Here is a 17729-nt window from a genome sequence, read left to right on the forward strand (position 1 = left end):
TGGGGCCCTGTCGCTCTGTCAAGATCAGCCATCGATTCCGGAAAGAGCTACGCCTGGGTGTGCCGCTGAGCGGCCCCGGCGCCCGGCGGAGGAGAGCACCATGGTTGAGCGATTCGACGTGCACGAACGATTCGCCGAGGGCGCGCAGTACATCGCCGGCGAGCTTCGGGACGGCACTTCCGGCCACACCCAGCAGGTGGTCGATCCGGCCACCGGCGAGCAGGTGTACGGCTACCGGCTGGCCTCGACGGCGGACGTGGACGCGGCCGTACGGGCCGCCGGGGACGCCTTCCCCGCGTGGGCAGGCGCCACCCCGGGCGAGCGCTCCGACGTCCTGCACCGCTTCGCCACCGTCCTCGGCGAGCGGGCCGGTGAGCTGGCGTACGCCGAGTCGCTGCAGTGCGGCAAGCCGGTCAAGCTCAGCGAAGAGTTCGACGTACCGGGCTCGGTCGACAACGCGGCCTTCTTCGCGGGCGCCGCGCGGCATCTGGAGGGCAGGTCGGCGGGGGAGTACAGCCCCGGCCACACGTCCGTGATCCGCCGCGAGCCCATCGGCGTCGTCGGCTCGATCGCGCCGTGGAACTACCCGTTGCAGATGGCGGCCTGGAAGGTGCTGCCGGCCATCGCGGCGGGCAACACCATCGTCCTCAAGCCCGCCGAGATCACGCCGCTGACCTCGGTGATGTTCGCGCAGGCGGCGACCGAGGCGGGCCTCCCGGACGGGGTGCTCAACATCGTCTCCGGTGCGGGCCGGGAGGCCGGTGAGCACCTGGTCGCCCACCCGGGCGTCGCCATGACCTCCTTCACCGGTTCGACGGCGGTCGGCAAGCGGGTCGCCGAGATCGCCACCAGCACCGTCAAGCGGCTGCACCTCGAACTCGGCGGCAAGGCGCCCTTCGTGGTCTTCGACGACGCGGACCTGGAGGCGGCGGTGCACGGCGCGGTGGCCGGTGCCCTGATCAACTCCGGGCAGGACTGCACCGCCGCCACCCGCGCCTACGTACAGCGCCCGCTGTACGACGCGTTCGTCAGCGGCGTCGCCGACCTGATGGCGACCGTACGGCTCGGTGATCCGTTCGACCCCGCCACCGATCTCGGGCCGCTGATCTCGCACACCCAGCGCGACCGGGTCGCCGGTTTCGTCGACCGTGCCCGGTCGTACGCCACCGTCCTCACCGGCGGCGAGGCCCCGCAGGGGGACCTGGCGAAGGGCGCGTACTACCGGCCCACGCTCATCACGGACGCCGCGCAGGACAGCGAGGCCGTACAGCGCGAAATCTTCGGCCCGGTGCTGGTCGTGCTGCCCTTCGACAGTGACGACGAGGGCATCGCGCTGGCCAACGACACCCCGTACGGCCTCGCGGCCTCCGCCTGGAGCCGGGACGTGTACCGGACCGGACGCGCCACCCGCGAGATCAAGGCGGGCTGCGTCTGGGTGAACGACCACATCCCGATCCTCAGCGAGATGCCGCACGGCGGCTTCAAGGCCAGTGGCTTCGGCAAGGACATGTCGGCGTACTCCTTCGAGGAGTACACGCAGGTCAAGCACGTCATGTACGACAACACCGGGGTCGCCAGGAAGGACTGGCACCGGACCGTCTTCGGGGACCGCGCCTGAGGCACCGGCGCTGACGCAAGGCGGCAGCCGCCGCACGGCCGCACCGGCTCAGACGCAGGATCTGAGCACCGGGCTCATCCTGAAAGGGCACCGCGCATGGAGGACAACCGGCAGCCCGGGAGCCTGTCCCCGCCCGAACTGGCCGCCGTACGGCGCAGTCTCACCGACGGGCGGATGGCCATGACCCGGCGGTCGCTGCTGCGCGCGAGCGCGGCGGGGGCGCTCGCGACCGGTGGCCTCGGCGCGCTGGCGGCCTGCGGCATCCCGCCCGCCGGCCGTACGGACGCCGGGCCGTCCGAGGACCACTCCGGGCAGGAGAAACGTGTCGTCTTCTCCAACTGGACGGAGTACCTGGACGTCAGCGACGACGGCAAGCGCCGGCCGACGCTGGACGCCTTCACCGGCCGTACCGGGATCGCGGTGAAGTACACCGAGGACATCAACGACAACGACGAGTTCTTCGGCAAGATTCAGGCGCAGCTGGCGGCGGGCCAGGACACCGGCCGTGATCTGATCGTGCTCACCGACTGGATGTGCGCGCGGATGATCCAGCTGGGCTGGATCCAGAAGCTGGACCCGGCCGCCCTGCCGCACGCGCAGGCCCACCTCGCCCCGCAGTTCCGCGATCCGGACTGGGACCCGGGCCACGCCCATTCCTACCCCTGGACGGGCATTCCCGCGGTCATCGCGTACAACGTGAAGGCCACCGGCGGCCGTACGGTCGACTCCGTCAGCCAGCTGCTGGACGACCCGCGCCTCAAGGGGCGGGTCGGCTTTCTCTCCGAGATGCGCGACACCGTCGGGCTGACCCTTCTGGACCTGGGCAAACGTCCGGAGGACTGCACGGGCGACGACTTCGACGCCGCGATCGCCCGGCTCCAGAGGGGCGTGGACAGCAAGCAGATCCGGCGCTTCACCGGCAACGACTACATCAACGACCTCAGCAAGGGCGATCTCGCGGCGTGTGTGGCGTGGGCCGGGGACGTCGTCCAGCTCCAGCACGACAACCCGGACATCCGGTACGCCGTGCCGAAGGCCGGTTACATGACGTCCACGGACAACCTGATGGTGCCGAACGGGGCCCGGCACAAGAAGAACGCCGAACGCCTGATCGACTTCTGCTACGAGCCGAAGGCGGCCGCGCGGATCGCGGCGTACATCACCTACGTGTCCCCGGTCGACGGCGTACGGGAGGAACTGGCGAAGATCGACCCGGACCTGGCGGCGAACCCGCTGATCCTCCCCGACCGGGAGATGGCCGCCCGGTCGCACGCCTTCCGCGCCCTGAGCGGCGAGGAGAGCAAGGACTTCGCCCGGAAGTTCGCCGACCTCACCGGTGCCTGAGTCCGGGCCGCCCCGGACACCACCCGGCCACCCGCCGGCCCGCGCCCGCCCTCCGACCCACGGGACCACCCATGACACAGACCTCCGGTGGCGACGTCCGCCTCTCCGGTATCAGCAAGACGTACGGTTCCTTCGCCGCCGTCCACCCGCTCGACCTGACGGTCCCGGCGGGCTCCTTCTTCGCGCTGCTGGGCGCCTCCGGCTGCGGCAAGACCACCACCCTGCGCATGATCGCGGGCCTGGAGGACCCGTCCACCGGCACCGTCGCGCTGGACGGCAGGGACGTCACCGCGCTGCCCCCGTACAAGCGCCCGGTCAACACCGTCTTCCAGAACTACGCGCTCTTCCCGCACCTGGACATCTTCGAGAACGTCGCGTTCGGCCTGCGCCGCCGAGGCATCAAAGCCGTGAAGAAACAGGTCGAGGAGATGCTCGACCTGGTCGAACTCGGTCCGATGGCGCGCCGTAAGCCACAGCAGCTCTCCGGCGGCCAGCAGCAGCGCGTCGCGGTCGCCCGCGCCCTGATCAACCACCCGCGGGTGCTCCTCCTGGACGAGCCGCTGGGCGCCCTCGACCTCAAGCTGCGCCGCCAGATGCAGCTCGAACTCAAGCGCATCCAGACCGAGGTCGGCATCACCTTCGTCCACGTCACCCACGACCAGGAAGAGGCCATGACCATGGCCGACACGGTCGCGGTGATGAACGGCGGCCGGGTCGAGCAGCTCGGCGCCCCCGCCGACCTGTACGAGAACCCGGGCACCACCTTCGTCGCCAACTTCCTCGGCACCTCCAACCTCATCGAGGCCGAGGTGGTGACGGCCGGCGGCGACGACCTGCTGCTCACCGCGGGCGGCAGCAAGCTGCGGCTGCCCGCCGGGCGATGTCGCGCCACGGCCCGTACGGGCGGCAAGGTGCTGGCAGGCGTACGGCCGGAGAAGATCAGCCTCGCGCACGCCGACGACGCGGGCGGCATCGCCGAGGGCCGCAACCGGCTGCCCGGCCGCATCGAACACGCCGGGTTCCTCGGCGTCAGCACCCAGTACGTCATCGAGTCCCCGGGCGCGGGGCGCCTCGCCGTCTACGAACAGAACGTCGAACGCGACCCGCGCCTGACGCCCGGCGCGGAGGTCGTCCTGCACTGGAACCCCGCGCACACCTTCGGCCTGGACGCCTCCCAGGACATCGAGGCCGGCGCGGACACCGGCGAGGAGGCGGCATGACGACGACCACCGAGGCGCCGCCACCACCCGCCTCCGAGGACGTACCGGAGGTCCGCGGGCGCGGCGCGCGCAAACGGCTCGTCCCGTACTGGCTGCTGCTCCCCGGCATCCTGTGGCTGGTCGTCTTCTTCGCCGCCCCGCTCGTCTACCAGGCGTCCACGTCCGTTCAGACCGGCTCCCTCGAAGAGGGCTTCAAGGTCACCTGGCACTTCGCCACCTACTGGGACGCGCTCGGCGAGTACTGGCCGCAGTTCCTGCGGTCCGTCGGCTACGCGGCCACCGCCACCGTGCTCTGCCTGGTCCTGGGCTACCCGCTCGCCTACCTCATCGCCTTCAAGGCGGGCCGCTGGCGCAACATCGTGATGATCCTGGTCATCGCCCCCTTCTTCACCAGCTTCCTGATCCGCACACTGGCCTGGAAGACGATCCTGGCGGACGGCGGCCCGGTGGTGGGCGTACTGAACTCGCTGCACGTCCTGGACGTGACCAGCTGGCTCGGGCTGACCGAGGGGGAGCGGGTGCTGGCCACGCCGCTGGCGGTGGTCTGCGGCCTGACGTACAACTTCCTGCCGTTCATGGTGCTGCCGCTCTACACCTCGCTGGAGCGCATCGACCCGCGGCTGCACGAGGCCGCCGGCGACCTGTACGCCCGCCCGGTCACCACCTTCCGCCGGGTGACGTTCCCGCTCTCCATGCCGGGCGTGGTGGCCGGCACGCTGCTGACCTTTATCCCCGCGGCGGGCGACTACATCAACGCCGAACTGCTCGGCTCCACCGACCAGAAGATGATCGGCAACGTCATCCAGTCACAGTTCCTGCGGGTTCTGGACTACCCGACCGCCGCCGCGCTCTCCTTCATCCTCATGGCGGCCATCCTCGCCATGGTCACGCTCTACATCCGCAAGTCCGGGACGGAGGACCTGGTCTGATGGCCGTGCTCCGGTGGCTGCGCCGCCACCTCGTCGTGCTCGCGGGCCTCGGCACGCTGGCCTACCTGATCCTGCCCAACCTCGTCGTCCTGGTCTTCTCCTTCAACAAGCCCAACGGCCGCTTCAACTACGCGTGGCAGCGCTTCTCGGCGGACGCCTGGACCGACCCGTGCGGCGTCGCCGACCTGTGCGGATCGCTGGGCCTGAGCCTGCGGATCGCCGTCTGGTCGACGGTCGGCGCGACCGTACTGGGCACCATGATCGCCTTCGCGCTGGCCCGCTACCGCTTCCGCGCCCGCCCCGCCGTCAACACCCTGATCTTCCTGCCGATGGCGATGCCCGAGGTGGTGATGGCCGCCTCGCTGGCCACCCTCTTCCTCAACATGGGCATCCGCTTCGGGTTCTGGACGATCCTGATCGCGCACATCATGTTCTGTCTGAGTTTTGTCGTCACGGCGGTCAAGGCCCGCGTGATGAGCATGGACCCGCGCCTGGAACAGGCGGCCCAGGACCTCTACGCGTCCCCCGTGCAGACGTTCCTGCGGGTGACCCTGCCGATCGCCGCACCCGGCATCGCGGCCGGCGCGCTGCTCTCCTTCGCGCTGTCCTTCGACGACTTCATCATCACCAACTTCAACGCCGGCTCCACCGTGACGTTCCCCATGTTCGTCTGGGGATCGGCGCAGCGTGGCACACCCGTTCAGATCAATGTCATCGGAACGGCGATGTTCCTGATCGCCGTGGTCTGCGTCCTGGGGGCACAGCTGCTCTCCGGACGCCGGAAGAGGAGCTGAGAACCATGGCACGAGCTGCCATGACCACCCCCGCCCATGCCCTCGCGGACGCCGCGCCCACCTCCTTCTGGCTGGACGACCCGGCGCGTCCCGCCGCCCTTCCCGCCCTCGTCGGCGACGAACGCACCGATCTCCTCGTCGTCGGCGGCGGCTACTCCGGCCTGTGGACCGCCCTGATCGCCAAGGAGCGCGATCCCGGCCGCGACGTCGTCCTCGTGGAGGGCCGGGAGGCCGGCTGGGCCGCGTCCGGCCGCAACGGCGGCTTCTGCGCCGCCTCCCTGACCCACGGCCTCGGCAACGGCCTGGACCGCTGGCCGGACGAGCTGACGAAGCTCGAAGAACTCGGCGCCCGCAACCTCGACGCCATCGAGGACGCCGTCGCCCGCCACGGCATCGACTGCGCCTTCGAGCGCACCGGCGAGATCGACGTCGCCACCGAACCCCACCAGGTCGCCGAACTGAAGGAGGCCGCCGGGCAGGCCGCGCGACTGGGCCTGCCCGGCGTCGAGTTCCTGGACCGCGAGGCGGTGCGCGCCCAGGTCGACTCGCCGACGTTCCTGGCCGGTCTCTGGAACCGTACGGGCGTCGCCATGCTCCACCCCGCCCGCCTCGCCTGGGGCCTGAAACAGGCCTGCCTCGGCCTCGGCGTACGGATCTACGAGCACACCCCCGCCACCGCCCTCGCCGCCGACGGCGTGGGCATGGCCGCCCGCACCCCGTACGGCCGGGTCTTCGCCCGCCGGGTCGCCCTCGGCACCAACGTCTTCCCGTCCCTCGTACGCCGCGTCCGCCCGTACGTCGTGCCGGTCTACGACCACGCGCTGATGACCGAGCCGCTCTCCGCCGAGCAGCAGGCCGCCATCGGCTGGCAGGGCCGCCAGGGACTGTCCGACAGCAACCACCACTTCCACTACTTCCGCCTGACCGCCGACCACCGCATCCTGTGGGGCGGTTACGACGCCGTGTACCGCTTCAACGCGTCGGTCCGGGCCGAGTACGACCACCGCCCGGCCACCTACGAGAAGCTGGCCCGGCACTTCTTCCAGTGCTTCCCCCAGCTGGAGGGCCTGCGCTTCACGCACGCCTGGGGCGGCGCCATCGACACCTGCTCGCGCTTCTCCGCCTTCTTCGGCACCGCGCACGCCGGCCGGGTCGCCTACGCCGCCGGGTACACGGGGCTGGGCGTGGGAGCCACCCGCTTCGGGGCCGAGGTCATGCTCGACCTCCTGGCGGGGGAGCGGACCGAACGCACCGAGCTGGAGATGGTCCGCAGGAAGCCGCTGCCGTTCCCGCCGGAGCCGCTGCGCTGGGCCGGGATCGGCCTGACGCAGTGGTCGATGACGCGGGCCGACACCCACGGCGGCCGGCGCAACCTGTGGCTGCGGGCGATGGACAAGGCCGGGCTCGGCTTCGACAGCTGAGGAGCTCGGCGGGGCTCGAACCGTACCCGGCCGGGTGCCTCAGGGCGCGCTGCCCGCCCCTTGTACGCCGGTATGCCGCTCCACGCCCCCGCCTGCTTCCGTCTCCCGTGAAAAACCCCGGCAAACCCGTGTAAGGATGCCGCCGCTGCCGCCTCTCACCGGGCGGACAGCGGTCCGAGGGGACCGCGGAAGCGAGGAGACATGGACGCCGCGGGGTCCAAGAACGCAGTGGAGTGGCTGGTGGCGGCAGCAGCGGATCCGGACGCCTGCCGGTGGGAATGGGAGCGCAACCCCCTCGGGGTCGCGCTCCTCCCGGCCGGCCGGCTCTGGGACGTACTGATCGTGCCCGGTGCGCTGGGACGCCCGACGCTGGACGTACTGACCCGGGTACTCGAACTGCCGGGGCCGGTCCTCGGCGACTTCGGGGACGCCCGTACGGGCTTCTTCGTGCCGCCGGGTACGGCCACTCGCTGGCTCGGCACGGGGGTACGCGGCGCGGGCGACGGCAGCTGGATCGTCGTGCCGTACCCGGGTCGGGCGACGGGCGGCGTGCGCTGGCTCGTCGTCCCGGACGGTTCCGGGCGGCTCACCGAGCCGGCGGTGCTCGAACTGGCGATGCACGAGGCCGCCGCACGGCTCGCCGGGGGGCGGTGAGGGAACCGGGGGCGGTGCCGTGAGACAGGACACAGACGTGCCTTCCCCGGCGCGGCGTTGAGTCTCCAAGGCCCCCGGATACGTGGTCCCGGGTGGGGCGCCCGCCGGGGCTCCCCGGCGGGCCGGGCGCGTGGGGCGCCCACCGCCCGGACCAGGTGCCGCATTTCAGGGGGAGAAACATGCGCACGTCGGAGCACGTTCTCGGACGGCTGGGTGTCGAACCGGCGACGGAATCGGTCTACCGCGCCCTGCTGGCGCAACCGCATGCCACGGCGGCCGAATTGGCGGCGCGTACGGGAATGACCGAGCGGGAGGCCGAGCAATCCCTGGACCGGCTGGCCGGCCTCGCGCTGGCCCGCCCTTCGGCGGAGCGGCCCGGGCGGCTGTACGCGGTGAGCCCGCGCCTGGGCATGGACATTCTGCTCGCCCGCCAGCAGGCCGAACTCGCCGCGCAGCAGCAGCGCGTGGAGGAAAGCCGGGCGGCGGCCGCCCGGCTCGTCTCCGAATTCGCCACACACCAGCATTCCGCCGCCGATCACGGCCTGTTCCGCATGACGGGTACCGACCGGATCAGCGACCACCTCACGGAACTCGGCGCCCTCACCGAAGAGGAATTGCAGGTGTTCGACGCCGGGCAGCCGCGCGCCTTCCCCGGACATCCCGCCTTCCGGCCGATGTACGAAGAACCGCTCGCGCGCGGCGTACGGGTGCGCACCGTCTGCCTCGACAGCGCCCGGCACGACCCGGCTGCCCTGGCGCACGCGGAGCGGCTGGCGTCGGCCGGCGCGGAGATCCGTACGGCCGCCGTGCTGCCCACCCGCATGGTCGTCGCCGACCGGCACGCCGCGCTCGTCCTCACCGGCGGTGAGGGCACCGCGCAGGCCGCCGTCTCCGTACGGGTGCCCGGCGTCGTGACCGCGCTGAGCACGCTGTTCGACGCCGTGTGGGCAGCGGCGGAACGGCTCGGCCCACCGCCGGCCCGGCGCGCGGCGGACGGTTTCACCCGGCAGCACCTGGCCGCCCTGCAACTGCTCGCCGAGGGGCACACGGACGCCACCGTCGCCCGGCGGCTGGGAGTCTCGGCCCGGACGGCGCGCCGCATCGCCACCGACGCGATGACGGGGATGAAGGCGCGCAGCCGGTTCCAGGCGGGGGTGCTCGCCGCACAACTGGGCTATCTGCCGGCGTCGTCCGCCTGACGCCCGGCGCACCGTACGGAGCGGAAATTCCGGCCGCCGGCAGTGCGCCGGCCGGTATGCGCCGACTGCTGCCCCGAGAACGGAGTGTGGACCGAAAGGGACACGGCCGGTTCGGTCCACCGGCCGCCTCTTCTCCCGTACGGCGGCCGGCCCGACACTCCTTTCCATGAAGGCTCTGGTGTTGTCCGGCGGGACGGGATCCCGTCTTCGCCCGATCACTTACTCGATGCCCAAGCAATTGATTCCGATTGCGGGCAAGCCGGTGCTGCGGCATGTACTGGAAAACATCCGGGAGTCCGGCGTCACGGATATCGGCATCGTCATCGGCGCCCGGGACCGGCACATCGCGGCGGCCCTCGGCGACGGTTCGGACCTCGGTGTGCGGCTCACTTATCTGCGTCAGGAACGGCCCTGGGGACTGGCGCACTGCGTGGCCCTCGGCCGGGAATTCCTCGGCGCGGAGGATTTCGTGCTGTTCCTCGGCGACACCATGCTGCCCGAGGGCGTCTGCGCGCTCGCCGCGGAATTCGCCGCCCGTCGGCCGGCTGCCCAGCTGGTGGTCCAGAAGGTGCCCGACCCGCGCCGCTTCGGCGTCGCCGAACTGGGCGCCGACGGCACGGTGGTGCGGGTGACGGAGAAGCCGGACCGGCCGCGCAGCGACCTCGCGCTGGTCGGCGTCTACTTCTTCACCGCCGCGATCCACCGGGCGGTGGCCGCGACAGGGCCGGGGCCGCGCGGCGAACTGGAGATCACCGACGCCGTGCAGTGGCTGATCACCGCGGGCGCCGAGGTGCGGGCCGCGGAGTACGGCGGCTACTGGCGCGACACCGGCCGCGTCGAGGACGTCCTCGCGTGCAACCGCAAGCTGCTGGCGGGTGTCCGGCCCGCGCTGGCGGGCACCGTGGACGCCACGAGCCGGCTGACCGGGCCCGTCGTGATCGAATCCGGGGCGCGGGTGACCCGTTCGCGGATCGAGGGCCCGGCGCTCGTCGGCGCGGGCACCGTCGTCGAGGACAGCCGCATCGGCCCGTACACCTCCCTCGGCCGTGACTGCGTGCTCCGCCGGGCCGGGCTGGAGGACTCGATCACCCTCGACGGTGTCACCATCGACCGGGTCGGCGGCCTGTACGGCTCGCTGATCGGCCGCGCCGCCCGCATCGGGCCCGGTGACGGCCGGCACCGCCTGGTGGTGGGCGACGACACCCGTATCGAGGTGGCCGTGTGAGGCTCCTGGTCACCGGCGGCGCCGGGTTCATCGGCTCGCACTATGTCCGTACGCTCCTGGGCGACGGCTTCGGGGAGCACGGTGACGCGGACACCCGCATCACCGTGCTGGACCTGCTCACCTACGCCGGGAACCGGGCCAGCCTGCCCGCCCGGCACCCCCGTATGGACTTCGTGCGCGGCGACATCCGCGACCTGCCGCTGCTGCTGGCACTGCTGCCCGGCCACGACGCCGTACTGCACTTCGCGGCCGAGTCGCACGTCGACCGCTCACTCGCCCCGGACACCGCGCCCGACTTCGTCCGCACCAACGTCCTCGGCACCCAGACGCTCCTCGACGCCTGCCTGCGCACCGGCGTCCCCCGGATGGTGCACATCTCCACCGACGAGGTGTACGGCTCCATCGAATGCGGCGCGTGGACCGAGAAGCAGCCGGTGGCGCCGCGCTCCCCGTACGCGGCGACCAAGGCGGCCGCCGACCTGTTGGCGCTGGCCTGCCACCACACCCACGGCCTGGATGTGTCGGTCACCCGCAGCTGTAACACCTACGGGCCGTACCAGCACCCCGAAAAGCTCGTCCCGCGCTTCGTGACCCACCTGCTGGAGGGCCGCGAACCGCCCCTGTACGGCGACGGCGGCAACGTCCGCGAATGGCTGCACGTCGACGACCACTGCCGCGCCGTCCACCGGGTCCTCCACCACGGCCGGGCCGGCGAGATCTACCACGTCGGCGGCGGCACGCCCCGCACCAACCTCGCGCTGACCGGCGAACTGCTGCGGCTGTGCGGCGCCGGCTGGTCCAGCGTCCGCCGGGTGCCCGACCGCAAGGGCCACGACCGGCGCTACGCGCTCGACGCGACCAAGATCCGCGCGGAGCTGGGCCACCGCCCGCGCACCGACTTCGACCGCGGCCTGGCCGAGACCGTGGCCTGGTACCGCGACAACCCCGACTGGTGGAAGGAGGCGGCACACCGATGACCACCCACGTGTGGGACTACCTGGCCGAGTACGAGGAGGAGCGGGCGGACGTGCTCGACGCCGTCGACACGGTCTTCCGCTCCGGGCAGCTCGTGCTCGGCGCGAGCGTGCGCGGCTTCGAGGCCGAGTACGCGGCCTGGCACGGCACCGGGCACTGCGTGGGCGTCGACAACGGCACCAACGCCGTCACCCTCGCCCTCCAGGCCCTCGGCATCCGCCCCGGCGACGAGGTGGTGACCGTCTCCAACACCGCGGCGCCCACCGTACTGGCCATCGACGCGGCCGGCGCCGTCCCCGTCTTCGCCGACGTGCACCCCGACACCTACCTGATGGACACCGGACAGGCCGCGGCGGCCGTGACCGACCGCACCCGCGCGCTGCTGCCCGTACACCTCTACGGCCAGTGCGTGGACATGACGCCTCTCCGGAAGGTCGCCGAGACGCACGGCCTGGCCGTACTGGAGGACTGCGCGCAGGCGCACGGCGCGCACCATCACGGCCGCCTCGCGGGAACCCTGGGGGACGCGGCGGCGTTCTCCTTCTACCCGACGAAGGTCCTCGGCGCGTACGGCGACGGCGGCGCGGTCCTCACGCGCTACGCATATGTCGACACCGCGCTGCGCCGCCTGCGCTACTACGGCATGGCGGAGCGTTACTACGTCGTCCGTACCCCGGGCCACAACAGCCGCCTCGACGAGGTGCACGCCGAGATCCTGCGCCGCAAGCTGCGCCGCCTGGACCGGTACATCGCCGGACGGCGCGCGGTGGCCAGGCGCTACGAACAAGCGCTGGCGGGCAGCGGCCTGGTGCTGCCCGCCACGGCCCCCGGCAACGACCACGTGTACTACCTGTACGTCGTCCGCCACCCCGAACGGGACCGCATCCTGCGGGCTCTCAAGGAACGCCACGACATCGCGCTGAACATCAGTTACCCGTGGCCCGTCCACACCATGTCCGGCTTCGCCCACCTGGGCTGTCCGAGGGGCTCGCTGCCCGTCACCGAGGCACTGGCCGGTGAGATCTTCTCGCTGCCGATGTACCCGTCGCTGTCGCGCGGCGTGCAGGACAAGGTCATCGACGCGCTGCTCGGCGTACTGGGGGAGCTGTGACGCGAGCCCCCGCGCCCGCCGCCGTCGCGCCCCGCCCGGCGGACCACCCGGCTCCCGCCCTGCCCGGCGACCTCGGCCGCTGGTTCGCCGCGGCCGGCGAGCGTGCGTACACCCGGACCCGGCGCGTTCCGCTGGACGCCCTGGAGGGCTGGCACACCGACGCCCGCACCGGCGATCTCGCCCACGACCGGGGCGCGTTCTTCACCGTCCAGGGACTGGCCGTCTCGGCGCCCGACGGCCCGGTGGCGCACTGGGCGCAGCCCATCCTCGACCAGCCCGAGACCGGCATCCTGGGCCTGCTGGTCAAGGACATCGGCGGCCGGCCGCACGTCCTGATGCAGGCCAAGCCCGAGCCGGGCAACCTGGGCGGCCTCCAGCTCGCGCCGACCGTGCAGGCCACCCGCTCCAACTTCTCCCGGGCACACGGCGGCCGGCCGGTGCCCTACCTGCGTCACTTCCGCAACCCGCCGACCCGCCGGCTGATCGCGGACGTACGCCAGTCGGAACAGGGCGCCTGGTTCTACCGCAAACGCAACCGCAACATGATCGTGCGCACGACGGAGGACGTCGAAGTGCTGCCGGGACACCGCTGGATGACGCTTCCCCAGGTCCACGCGCTGCTCGCGGCCGACGACGTGGTGAACATGGACGCCAGGAGTGTGCTCGCCTGCCTTCCCCCGCCGCCGGGCCCGGCGGGCCGCGCGCTGCACTCCGGGCGGGAAATCCTGCGCTGGCTCACCGACGTCCGCAGTCGCACCGGGCTGCGCACCCGGCCCGTACCGCTGCGCGGACTGCCGGGCTGGCACCGCACCGAGCACGCCATCAGCCACGACGACGGCCGCTTCTTCGACATCGTCGCGGTCGAGGTGCAGGCCGGCGGCCGCGAGGTACGGCGCTGGACCCAGCCCATGCTGCGACCGCGCGGAACCGGCGTCATCGCCTTCCTCCTCACCCGCGTCGACGGCGTGCCGCACGTCCTGGTGCACGCCGCCGCCGAGCCGGGCAGCGTGGACGAGGCCGAGCTGACCGCGACGGTGTGCTGCACGCCGGAGAACTACGAGGTGCTGCCGCCCGGCGCCCGGCCGCGCTTCCTCGACGAGGTCCTGGACGCGCCGCCGGAACGCGTGCTCTTCGACTCCCTCCTGTCGGAGGAGGGCGGCCGCTTCCACCACGCCCTCAACCGCTATCTGATCGTGGCGGTGGACGGCCCCGAACCGTACGAGGCCGCGGGGGACCACCGGTGGGTGACGGCGCACCAGCTCTCGGCCCTGCTGCACCACAGCCACTACGTCACGGTCCAGGCCCGCACCCTGCTCACCTGCCTGCGCAGCCTGACCGGCCCGACCGGAAGCCCGGAGTGATCATGCCGACATGCCGGATCTGCGGAACACCGCTGCACACCTTCCTCGACCTCGGACACCATCCGCTGTCCTCGGCCTTCCCGACACCCGACGAGGACCCGGACGAGCCGTGCGACGCGTTCCGCTACCGCCTCGCTGCCGGGCACTGCGAGCGCTGTGACCTGGTCCAGCTCACCGACGACGTCCCGTATGAGCGCCGCCCTTACCCGGGCCACCCGTACCACTCGTCCGGCTCGGCGACGATGCGCGAGCACTTCCGCGCGACCGGACGGCACCTGCTGCGCACCGAGCTGCGCGGCAAGGGCGATGTCCTCGCTGCCGAGATCGGCTGTACGGACGGTGTCGTCCTGCGGACCATGGGGGAGGCCGGCGTGCGCACCCTCGCCTTCGAGCCGTCCGGACACTCCGGATACGCCGGCGCACGGGTGCACCGCGCCTTCCTGACCCCTGCCTCGGCCCGCGAGGCCGTCGCCGCCGAGGGCCGCGCTCAGGTCGTGTACGCGGCCAACACCGTCTGCGACATCCCCGACCTGCCGGGCTTCTTCGAGGGCCTGGACGAACTCCTCAACGCTGACGGAACGTTCGTCTTCGAGGACCCGTATTTCGGCGAGATCGTCGGACGTACCGCCTTCGACCAGTTCTACGACGAGCACCGCTACTACTTCACCGCGACCTCCGTACGGGCACTGGCCGAACGGTTCGGCTTCCAGCTCGTCGGCGTCGAACGGCTGCCGGTACACGGCGGACAGCTCCGCTACACCCTCGCCCGCTCCGGTCGCCGCTCGCCCGCCCCGGCCGTCGCGGAACTCCTGGCCGAAGAGGACACCCGGAGGCTGACGGACCCGGCGGCACTGACCGCCTTCGCGGACCGGGTGGGCCGCGTACGCAGGGACCTGGTGTCCCTCCTCGAAGAGCTGCGCGCCGCGGGCCGCACCGTCACCGGCTACGCGGCCACGGCCAAGAGCTGCACGGTGACCACCTACTGCGGCCTCGGCCCGCACCTGATCCCCTACATCTGCGACTCCACCCCGGCCAAGCAGGGCAGGCTGACCCCCGGCGCCCGCATCCCGGTCCGCCCGCCCGCCGCCTTCGCCGCGCCCTACCCGGACTACGCGCTGCTGTTCGCGTGGAACCACGCGGCGGAGATCATGTCCAGGGAACGGGCGTTCCGGGCCGCGGGCGGGCGCTGGATTCTGTACGTCCCCGAGGTACACGTGGTGTGAGGCCGGAGCGCCACGGGCCGTCTGACCCAGGCGCCCTTACGGGGTCGGAACGTGTCCCGATGGCTGACCAGCCGGTGCGCCCGGCGGAACTGACGCGGGCCGGCGCGTGGCCGGCCTGCCACGGACTGGCCGACGTCCGGCCGACACCGTTGCTGGCCACACGTCTGGCGGCCCGGCGGGGCACCCGCCCGGCCGCCGATGTCCTGCCGGCCGCGTTCATCATCGCGGTCGCCACCTTCGCGGGCGCGGCGGCGCTGGCGATCCGTGGCCTGACCGCGCAGGACGCCGCCGCGCGGTACGCGGCACTCATCCTGCTCATCGGACTGGGCGGGATCGCGCTCGCCCTGATCACAGCGCGGACCGCACGGAGCTCCACGGTGGCACAGCACGCCATGAGCGCCCGGTGAGACCGATGATCGTCATCGATCCGGCCTCCTCCGTCCCGCCGTTCGAGCAGCTCCGTGCCCAGCTCGCCCGGCAGATCCAGGACCGCACACTGGCCGTGGGCACCCGGCTGCCGGCCATCCGCCGGCTGGCCGCAGACCTCGGCCTGGCCGCCAACACCGTCGGCCGGGCCTACCGGGAGCTGGAGGAGGCACAGTTGATCGAGACCCGCGGACCGGCCGGCTCCTTCGTCTCCTCAGCCGGCGAGCAGGGACGCGAACGGGCACGCCGCGCAGCCGTCGAGTACGCCGCCGTCATCGCCGGCGCCGGCATCGACACCGACGAGGCCATCCGTATCGTCCAAGCGGCGCTGACCCGGCCGGGCAGCCGCGAGTTCGGAAACGGGCACGCACAAAGAGGCGGCCCGGTTCCCGGCTGAGCTGAGGGCCCGGAATTACCCGAGGCAGCAGACGCATGGGTGAACTGGTCGTCGCGCGCCTTGCCGGGATCATTGGCAGCGACGGCCACACCATGGGCCCGCATCGAGTGCTTCTGGCATCCAGGCGCCGCCCGAGTCTCCGTTGACCAGGGAGATTTCCTTCTCCTTTACACTGACGGCATGTACAGGGAATCCTCGACACTTAACACTTCGGTCGGCCTGCTGACCGTCGGACTCGGGCTGCTCGCATTGAGTTTCGTGCTCCCCTCCGGATTCGCGCGGGGCGCGGCCTGCGGTGCCGGTGTCGTGCTGGCTTTGGTCGCGGCAGTGCGCATGGGCCGCGGCGCGGAGCGCGCACAGCGGCAGCCGGAGAATTCAGGGCCGTGACGCCGGGCGCGCAATCGACATTGCCGCGGCTCATTGCGACGTGTATCGCGTCAGCTTGACGGGGTGACACGAAGGCAACTGCTCATCGTTGAAACGGTCGGCTCCGTGGCCGACACGAGCGTCAAGGGCCGGCGTCGATTCGCTCTTCACCGGTGTGATCCCGTCAGAACGCGCCCATTCCTTCCCGTCACGCGGAAGACGCTTCAATGAATGCAGATGTCTCCGGGTTTTCGACTGGTGTCTAACTGACGATGGTCTGCGCGGTGGGGAAGCGGGACTGCGTCGTGCGCACGTCTCGCCCTTCGCGTCCCGGCTCCGCCAATTTCTCCAGCCGCAGCACGATGGCGGCGGGGGAGGGCAGGGCCGCCGTCTCGGCGCGGACCTCGGCCGCCGCGGCCAGTATGTCCTCGTCCGCGAGCAGGCGGCGCAGCAGGCCGGCGTCCACCGCTTCCGGGGTGCTGACCATGCCGACACCCCGCGCACACAGGATCCGCGCCACTTCGAAGTCGTCGGCACCGCCCGGCAGCACCAGATGGCGGACGCCCGAGCCGAGCCCGGCCAGGGTGGTGCCGTTGCCGCCGTGGTGGATCATCGTGGTGCAGGTTTCCAGCAGTGCGGTCAGCGGCAGCCAGCCCTCGGCCCGTACGTTCGCGGGCAGTTCGCCCAGTTCGCGGGGGTCGGCGTCGCCGAGCGCCAGGACGAACTCGGCGTCCACCGCACCGGCCGCCCGGACCACCGTACGCAGCTCGCCGACGCCGCTCAGCTGCGGGCGCAGGGTGCCCAGGGTGACCGCGACCCGGGGCCGTGCCGGGCGCTCCAGCAGCCAGGGCGGCAGTACCGCGCCGGTGGTGTAGGGGAGTGCTCGCATGGGCCAGCCGCCCAGGTCGTACGTGGCGACGCTGGGTGGGCGGGTGTCGATCGTCGCGGCGGCCGGGGGCCGTCCGGTCAGGCCGTGGCGCCGGTATGCGGCGGCCAGCCACGGCCCGAACCGGTCGCTGATCTGCCGGAAGTGGTGGCAGCTGATGGTGTGCTCGACCGCGGGTACCCCGAGAACGGCGGCCACCAGCGGCCCGGCGCCCTGGAGTTCGGTGTACAGGACGAGGTCGGGTCGCCAGGACCTGGCCACCTCGACGGTCCGCTCCACGGTGGCCTCGGAGGTCTTGGCGAAGAGTTCGGCCGCCAGTGTGACGGCCTCGGGCGAGTCCGTACGGAAGCGGTCGAAGGTCATCCGTCGCTCGGCCAGCAGCCGTCCGAAGATTTCTTCGGTGTCGGCGGCGGGCGCGGAGTCGAAGGCGTGCAGCCCGGCACGCGCCACGTGAGCAGCGGAGGCGCCGGGGGTGGCGAACAGGACGTCGTGCCCCGCGGCGCGCAGCGCGTGCGCCAGCGCGATCGGCGGGAAAACGTGCCCCGCTCCGTGGGACGTGGTCACCAGGACGCGCATGATG

Annotated in this window: 17 protein-coding genes; 16 read left to right on the forward strand and 1 reads right to left on the reverse strand. The window is 71.9% G+C overall.

Annotation, left to right across the window (positions count from 1 at the left end; genetic code table 11):
- Positions 1 to 100: 100 nt before the first annotated feature.
- From ACZ53K_RS32995 to ACZ53K_RS33070, 16 genes are all read left to right on the forward strand, one after another.
- Positions 101 to 1618 (forward strand): gamma-aminobutyraldehyde dehydrogenase, encoded by a 1518-nt coding sequence (locus ACZ53K_RS32995; protein WP_468843965.1) that lies wholly within the window; start codon positions 101 to 103, stop codon positions 1616 to 1618.
- A 96-nt stretch (positions 1619 to 1714) separates the two neighbouring features.
- Positions 1715 to 2962 carry an ABC transporter substrate-binding protein gene (locus tag ACZ53K_RS33000; RefSeq protein ID WP_468843967.1) on the forward strand — a complete coding sequence of 416 codons (1248 nt, stop codon included), beginning with the start codon at positions 1715 to 1717 and terminating at the stop codon, positions 2960 to 2962.
- Positions 2963 to 3033: 71 nt separating this feature from the next.
- Complete coding sequence (locus ACZ53K_RS33005) at positions 3034 to 4182, forward strand: ABC transporter ATP-binding protein (protein ID WP_468843969.1); 1149 nt, start codon at positions 3034 to 3036, stop codon at positions 4180 to 4182.
- Positions 4179 to 5111 (forward strand): ABC transporter permease, encoded by a 933-nt coding sequence (locus ACZ53K_RS33010; protein WP_468843971.1) that lies wholly within the window; start codon positions 4179 to 4181, stop codon positions 5109 to 5111. Before ACZ53K_RS33005 ends, ACZ53K_RS33010 begins: the two co-directional genes overlap by 4 nt.
- Positions 5111 to 5905: an ABC transporter permease gene (locus ACZ53K_RS33015; protein WP_468843974.1), complete on the forward strand. Its 795-nt coding sequence runs from the start codon at positions 5111 to 5113 to the stop codon at positions 5903 to 5905. Before ACZ53K_RS33010 ends, ACZ53K_RS33015 begins: the two co-directional genes overlap by 1 nt.
- A 5-nt stretch (positions 5906 to 5910) precedes the next feature.
- Positions 5911 to 7326 (forward strand): NAD(P)/FAD-dependent oxidoreductase, encoded by a 1416-nt coding sequence (locus ACZ53K_RS33020; RefSeq protein ID WP_468843976.1) that lies wholly within the window; start codon positions 5911 to 5913, stop codon positions 7324 to 7326.
- Between the two features lie 201 nt (positions 7327 to 7527).
- Positions 7528 to 7980 (forward strand): bifunctional DNA primase/polymerase, encoded by a 453-nt coding sequence (locus ACZ53K_RS33025; protein ID WP_468843978.1) that lies wholly within the window; start codon positions 7528 to 7530, stop codon positions 7978 to 7980.
- Positions 7981 to 8159: 179 nt separating this feature from the next.
- A complete protein-coding gene (locus tag ACZ53K_RS33030) occupies positions 8160 to 9179 on the forward strand; it encodes a helix-turn-helix domain-containing protein (protein WP_468843980.1) in 1020 nt (339 codons plus the stop codon).
- A gap of 166 nt (positions 9180 to 9345) precedes the next feature.
- A complete protein-coding gene (locus ACZ53K_RS33035) occupies positions 9346 to 10404 on the forward strand; it encodes a glucose-1-phosphate thymidylyltransferase (protein WP_468843982.1) in 1059 nt (352 codons plus the stop codon).
- Positions 10401 to 11381, forward strand: a complete 981-nt coding sequence (gene rfbB / locus ACZ53K_RS33040; RefSeq protein WP_468843984.1) for a dTDP-glucose 4,6-dehydratase — start codon at positions 10401 to 10403, stop codon at positions 11379 to 11381. The genes ACZ53K_RS33035 and rfbB overlap by 4 nt, the downstream gene beginning before the upstream one ends.
- A complete protein-coding gene (locus tag ACZ53K_RS33045; RefSeq protein ID WP_468843986.1) occupies positions 11378 to 12490 on the forward strand; it encodes a DegT/DnrJ/EryC1/StrS family aminotransferase in 1113 nt (370 codons plus the stop codon). Before rfbB ends, ACZ53K_RS33045 begins: the two co-directional genes overlap by 4 nt.
- The gene (locus tag ACZ53K_RS33050) at positions 12487 to 13851 is read left to right on the forward strand and encodes an NDP-hexose 2,3-dehydratase family protein (RefSeq protein ID WP_468843989.1); all 1365 of its coding nucleotides are present in this window, start codon (positions 12487 to 12489) and stop codon (positions 13849 to 13851) included. The genes ACZ53K_RS33045 and ACZ53K_RS33050 overlap by 4 nt, the downstream gene beginning before the upstream one ends.
- Positions 13852 to 13853: 2 nt before the next feature.
- Positions 13854 to 15074, forward strand: coding sequence for a class I SAM-dependent methyltransferase (locus ACZ53K_RS33055; RefSeq protein WP_468843991.1), 1221 nt, complete (start codon positions 13854 to 13856; stop codon positions 15072 to 15074).
- 59 nt (positions 15075 to 15133) lie between these two features.
- Positions 15134 to 15481, forward strand: coding sequence for a hypothetical protein (locus tag ACZ53K_RS33060; protein ID WP_468843994.1), 348 nt, complete (start codon positions 15134 to 15136; stop codon positions 15479 to 15481).
- 5 nt (positions 15482 to 15486) lie between these two features.
- On the forward strand, positions 15487 to 15897 hold the full coding sequence (locus ACZ53K_RS33065) for a GntR family transcriptional regulator (protein WP_468844039.1): 411 nt from the start codon (positions 15487 to 15489) through the stop codon (positions 15895 to 15897).
- A 180-nt stretch (positions 15898 to 16077) separates the two neighbouring features.
- On the forward strand, positions 16078 to 16284 hold the full coding sequence (locus ACZ53K_RS33070) for a hypothetical protein (protein ID WP_468843996.1): 207 nt from the start codon (positions 16078 to 16080) through the stop codon (positions 16282 to 16284).
- A 241-nt stretch (positions 16285 to 16525) separates the two neighbouring features.
- On the opposite strand, the gene ACZ53K_RS33075 is transcribed toward ACZ53K_RS33070, so the two are convergent.
- Positions 16526 to 17725, reverse strand: a complete 1200-nt coding sequence (locus tag ACZ53K_RS33075) for a nucleotide disphospho-sugar-binding domain-containing protein (protein WP_468843998.1) — start codon at positions 17723 to 17725, stop codon at positions 16526 to 16528.
- Between the last annotated feature and the right edge of the window lie 4 nt (positions 17726 to 17729).

The sequence above is a fragment of the Streptomyces sp. NPDC033221 genome, assembly GCF_055577005.1.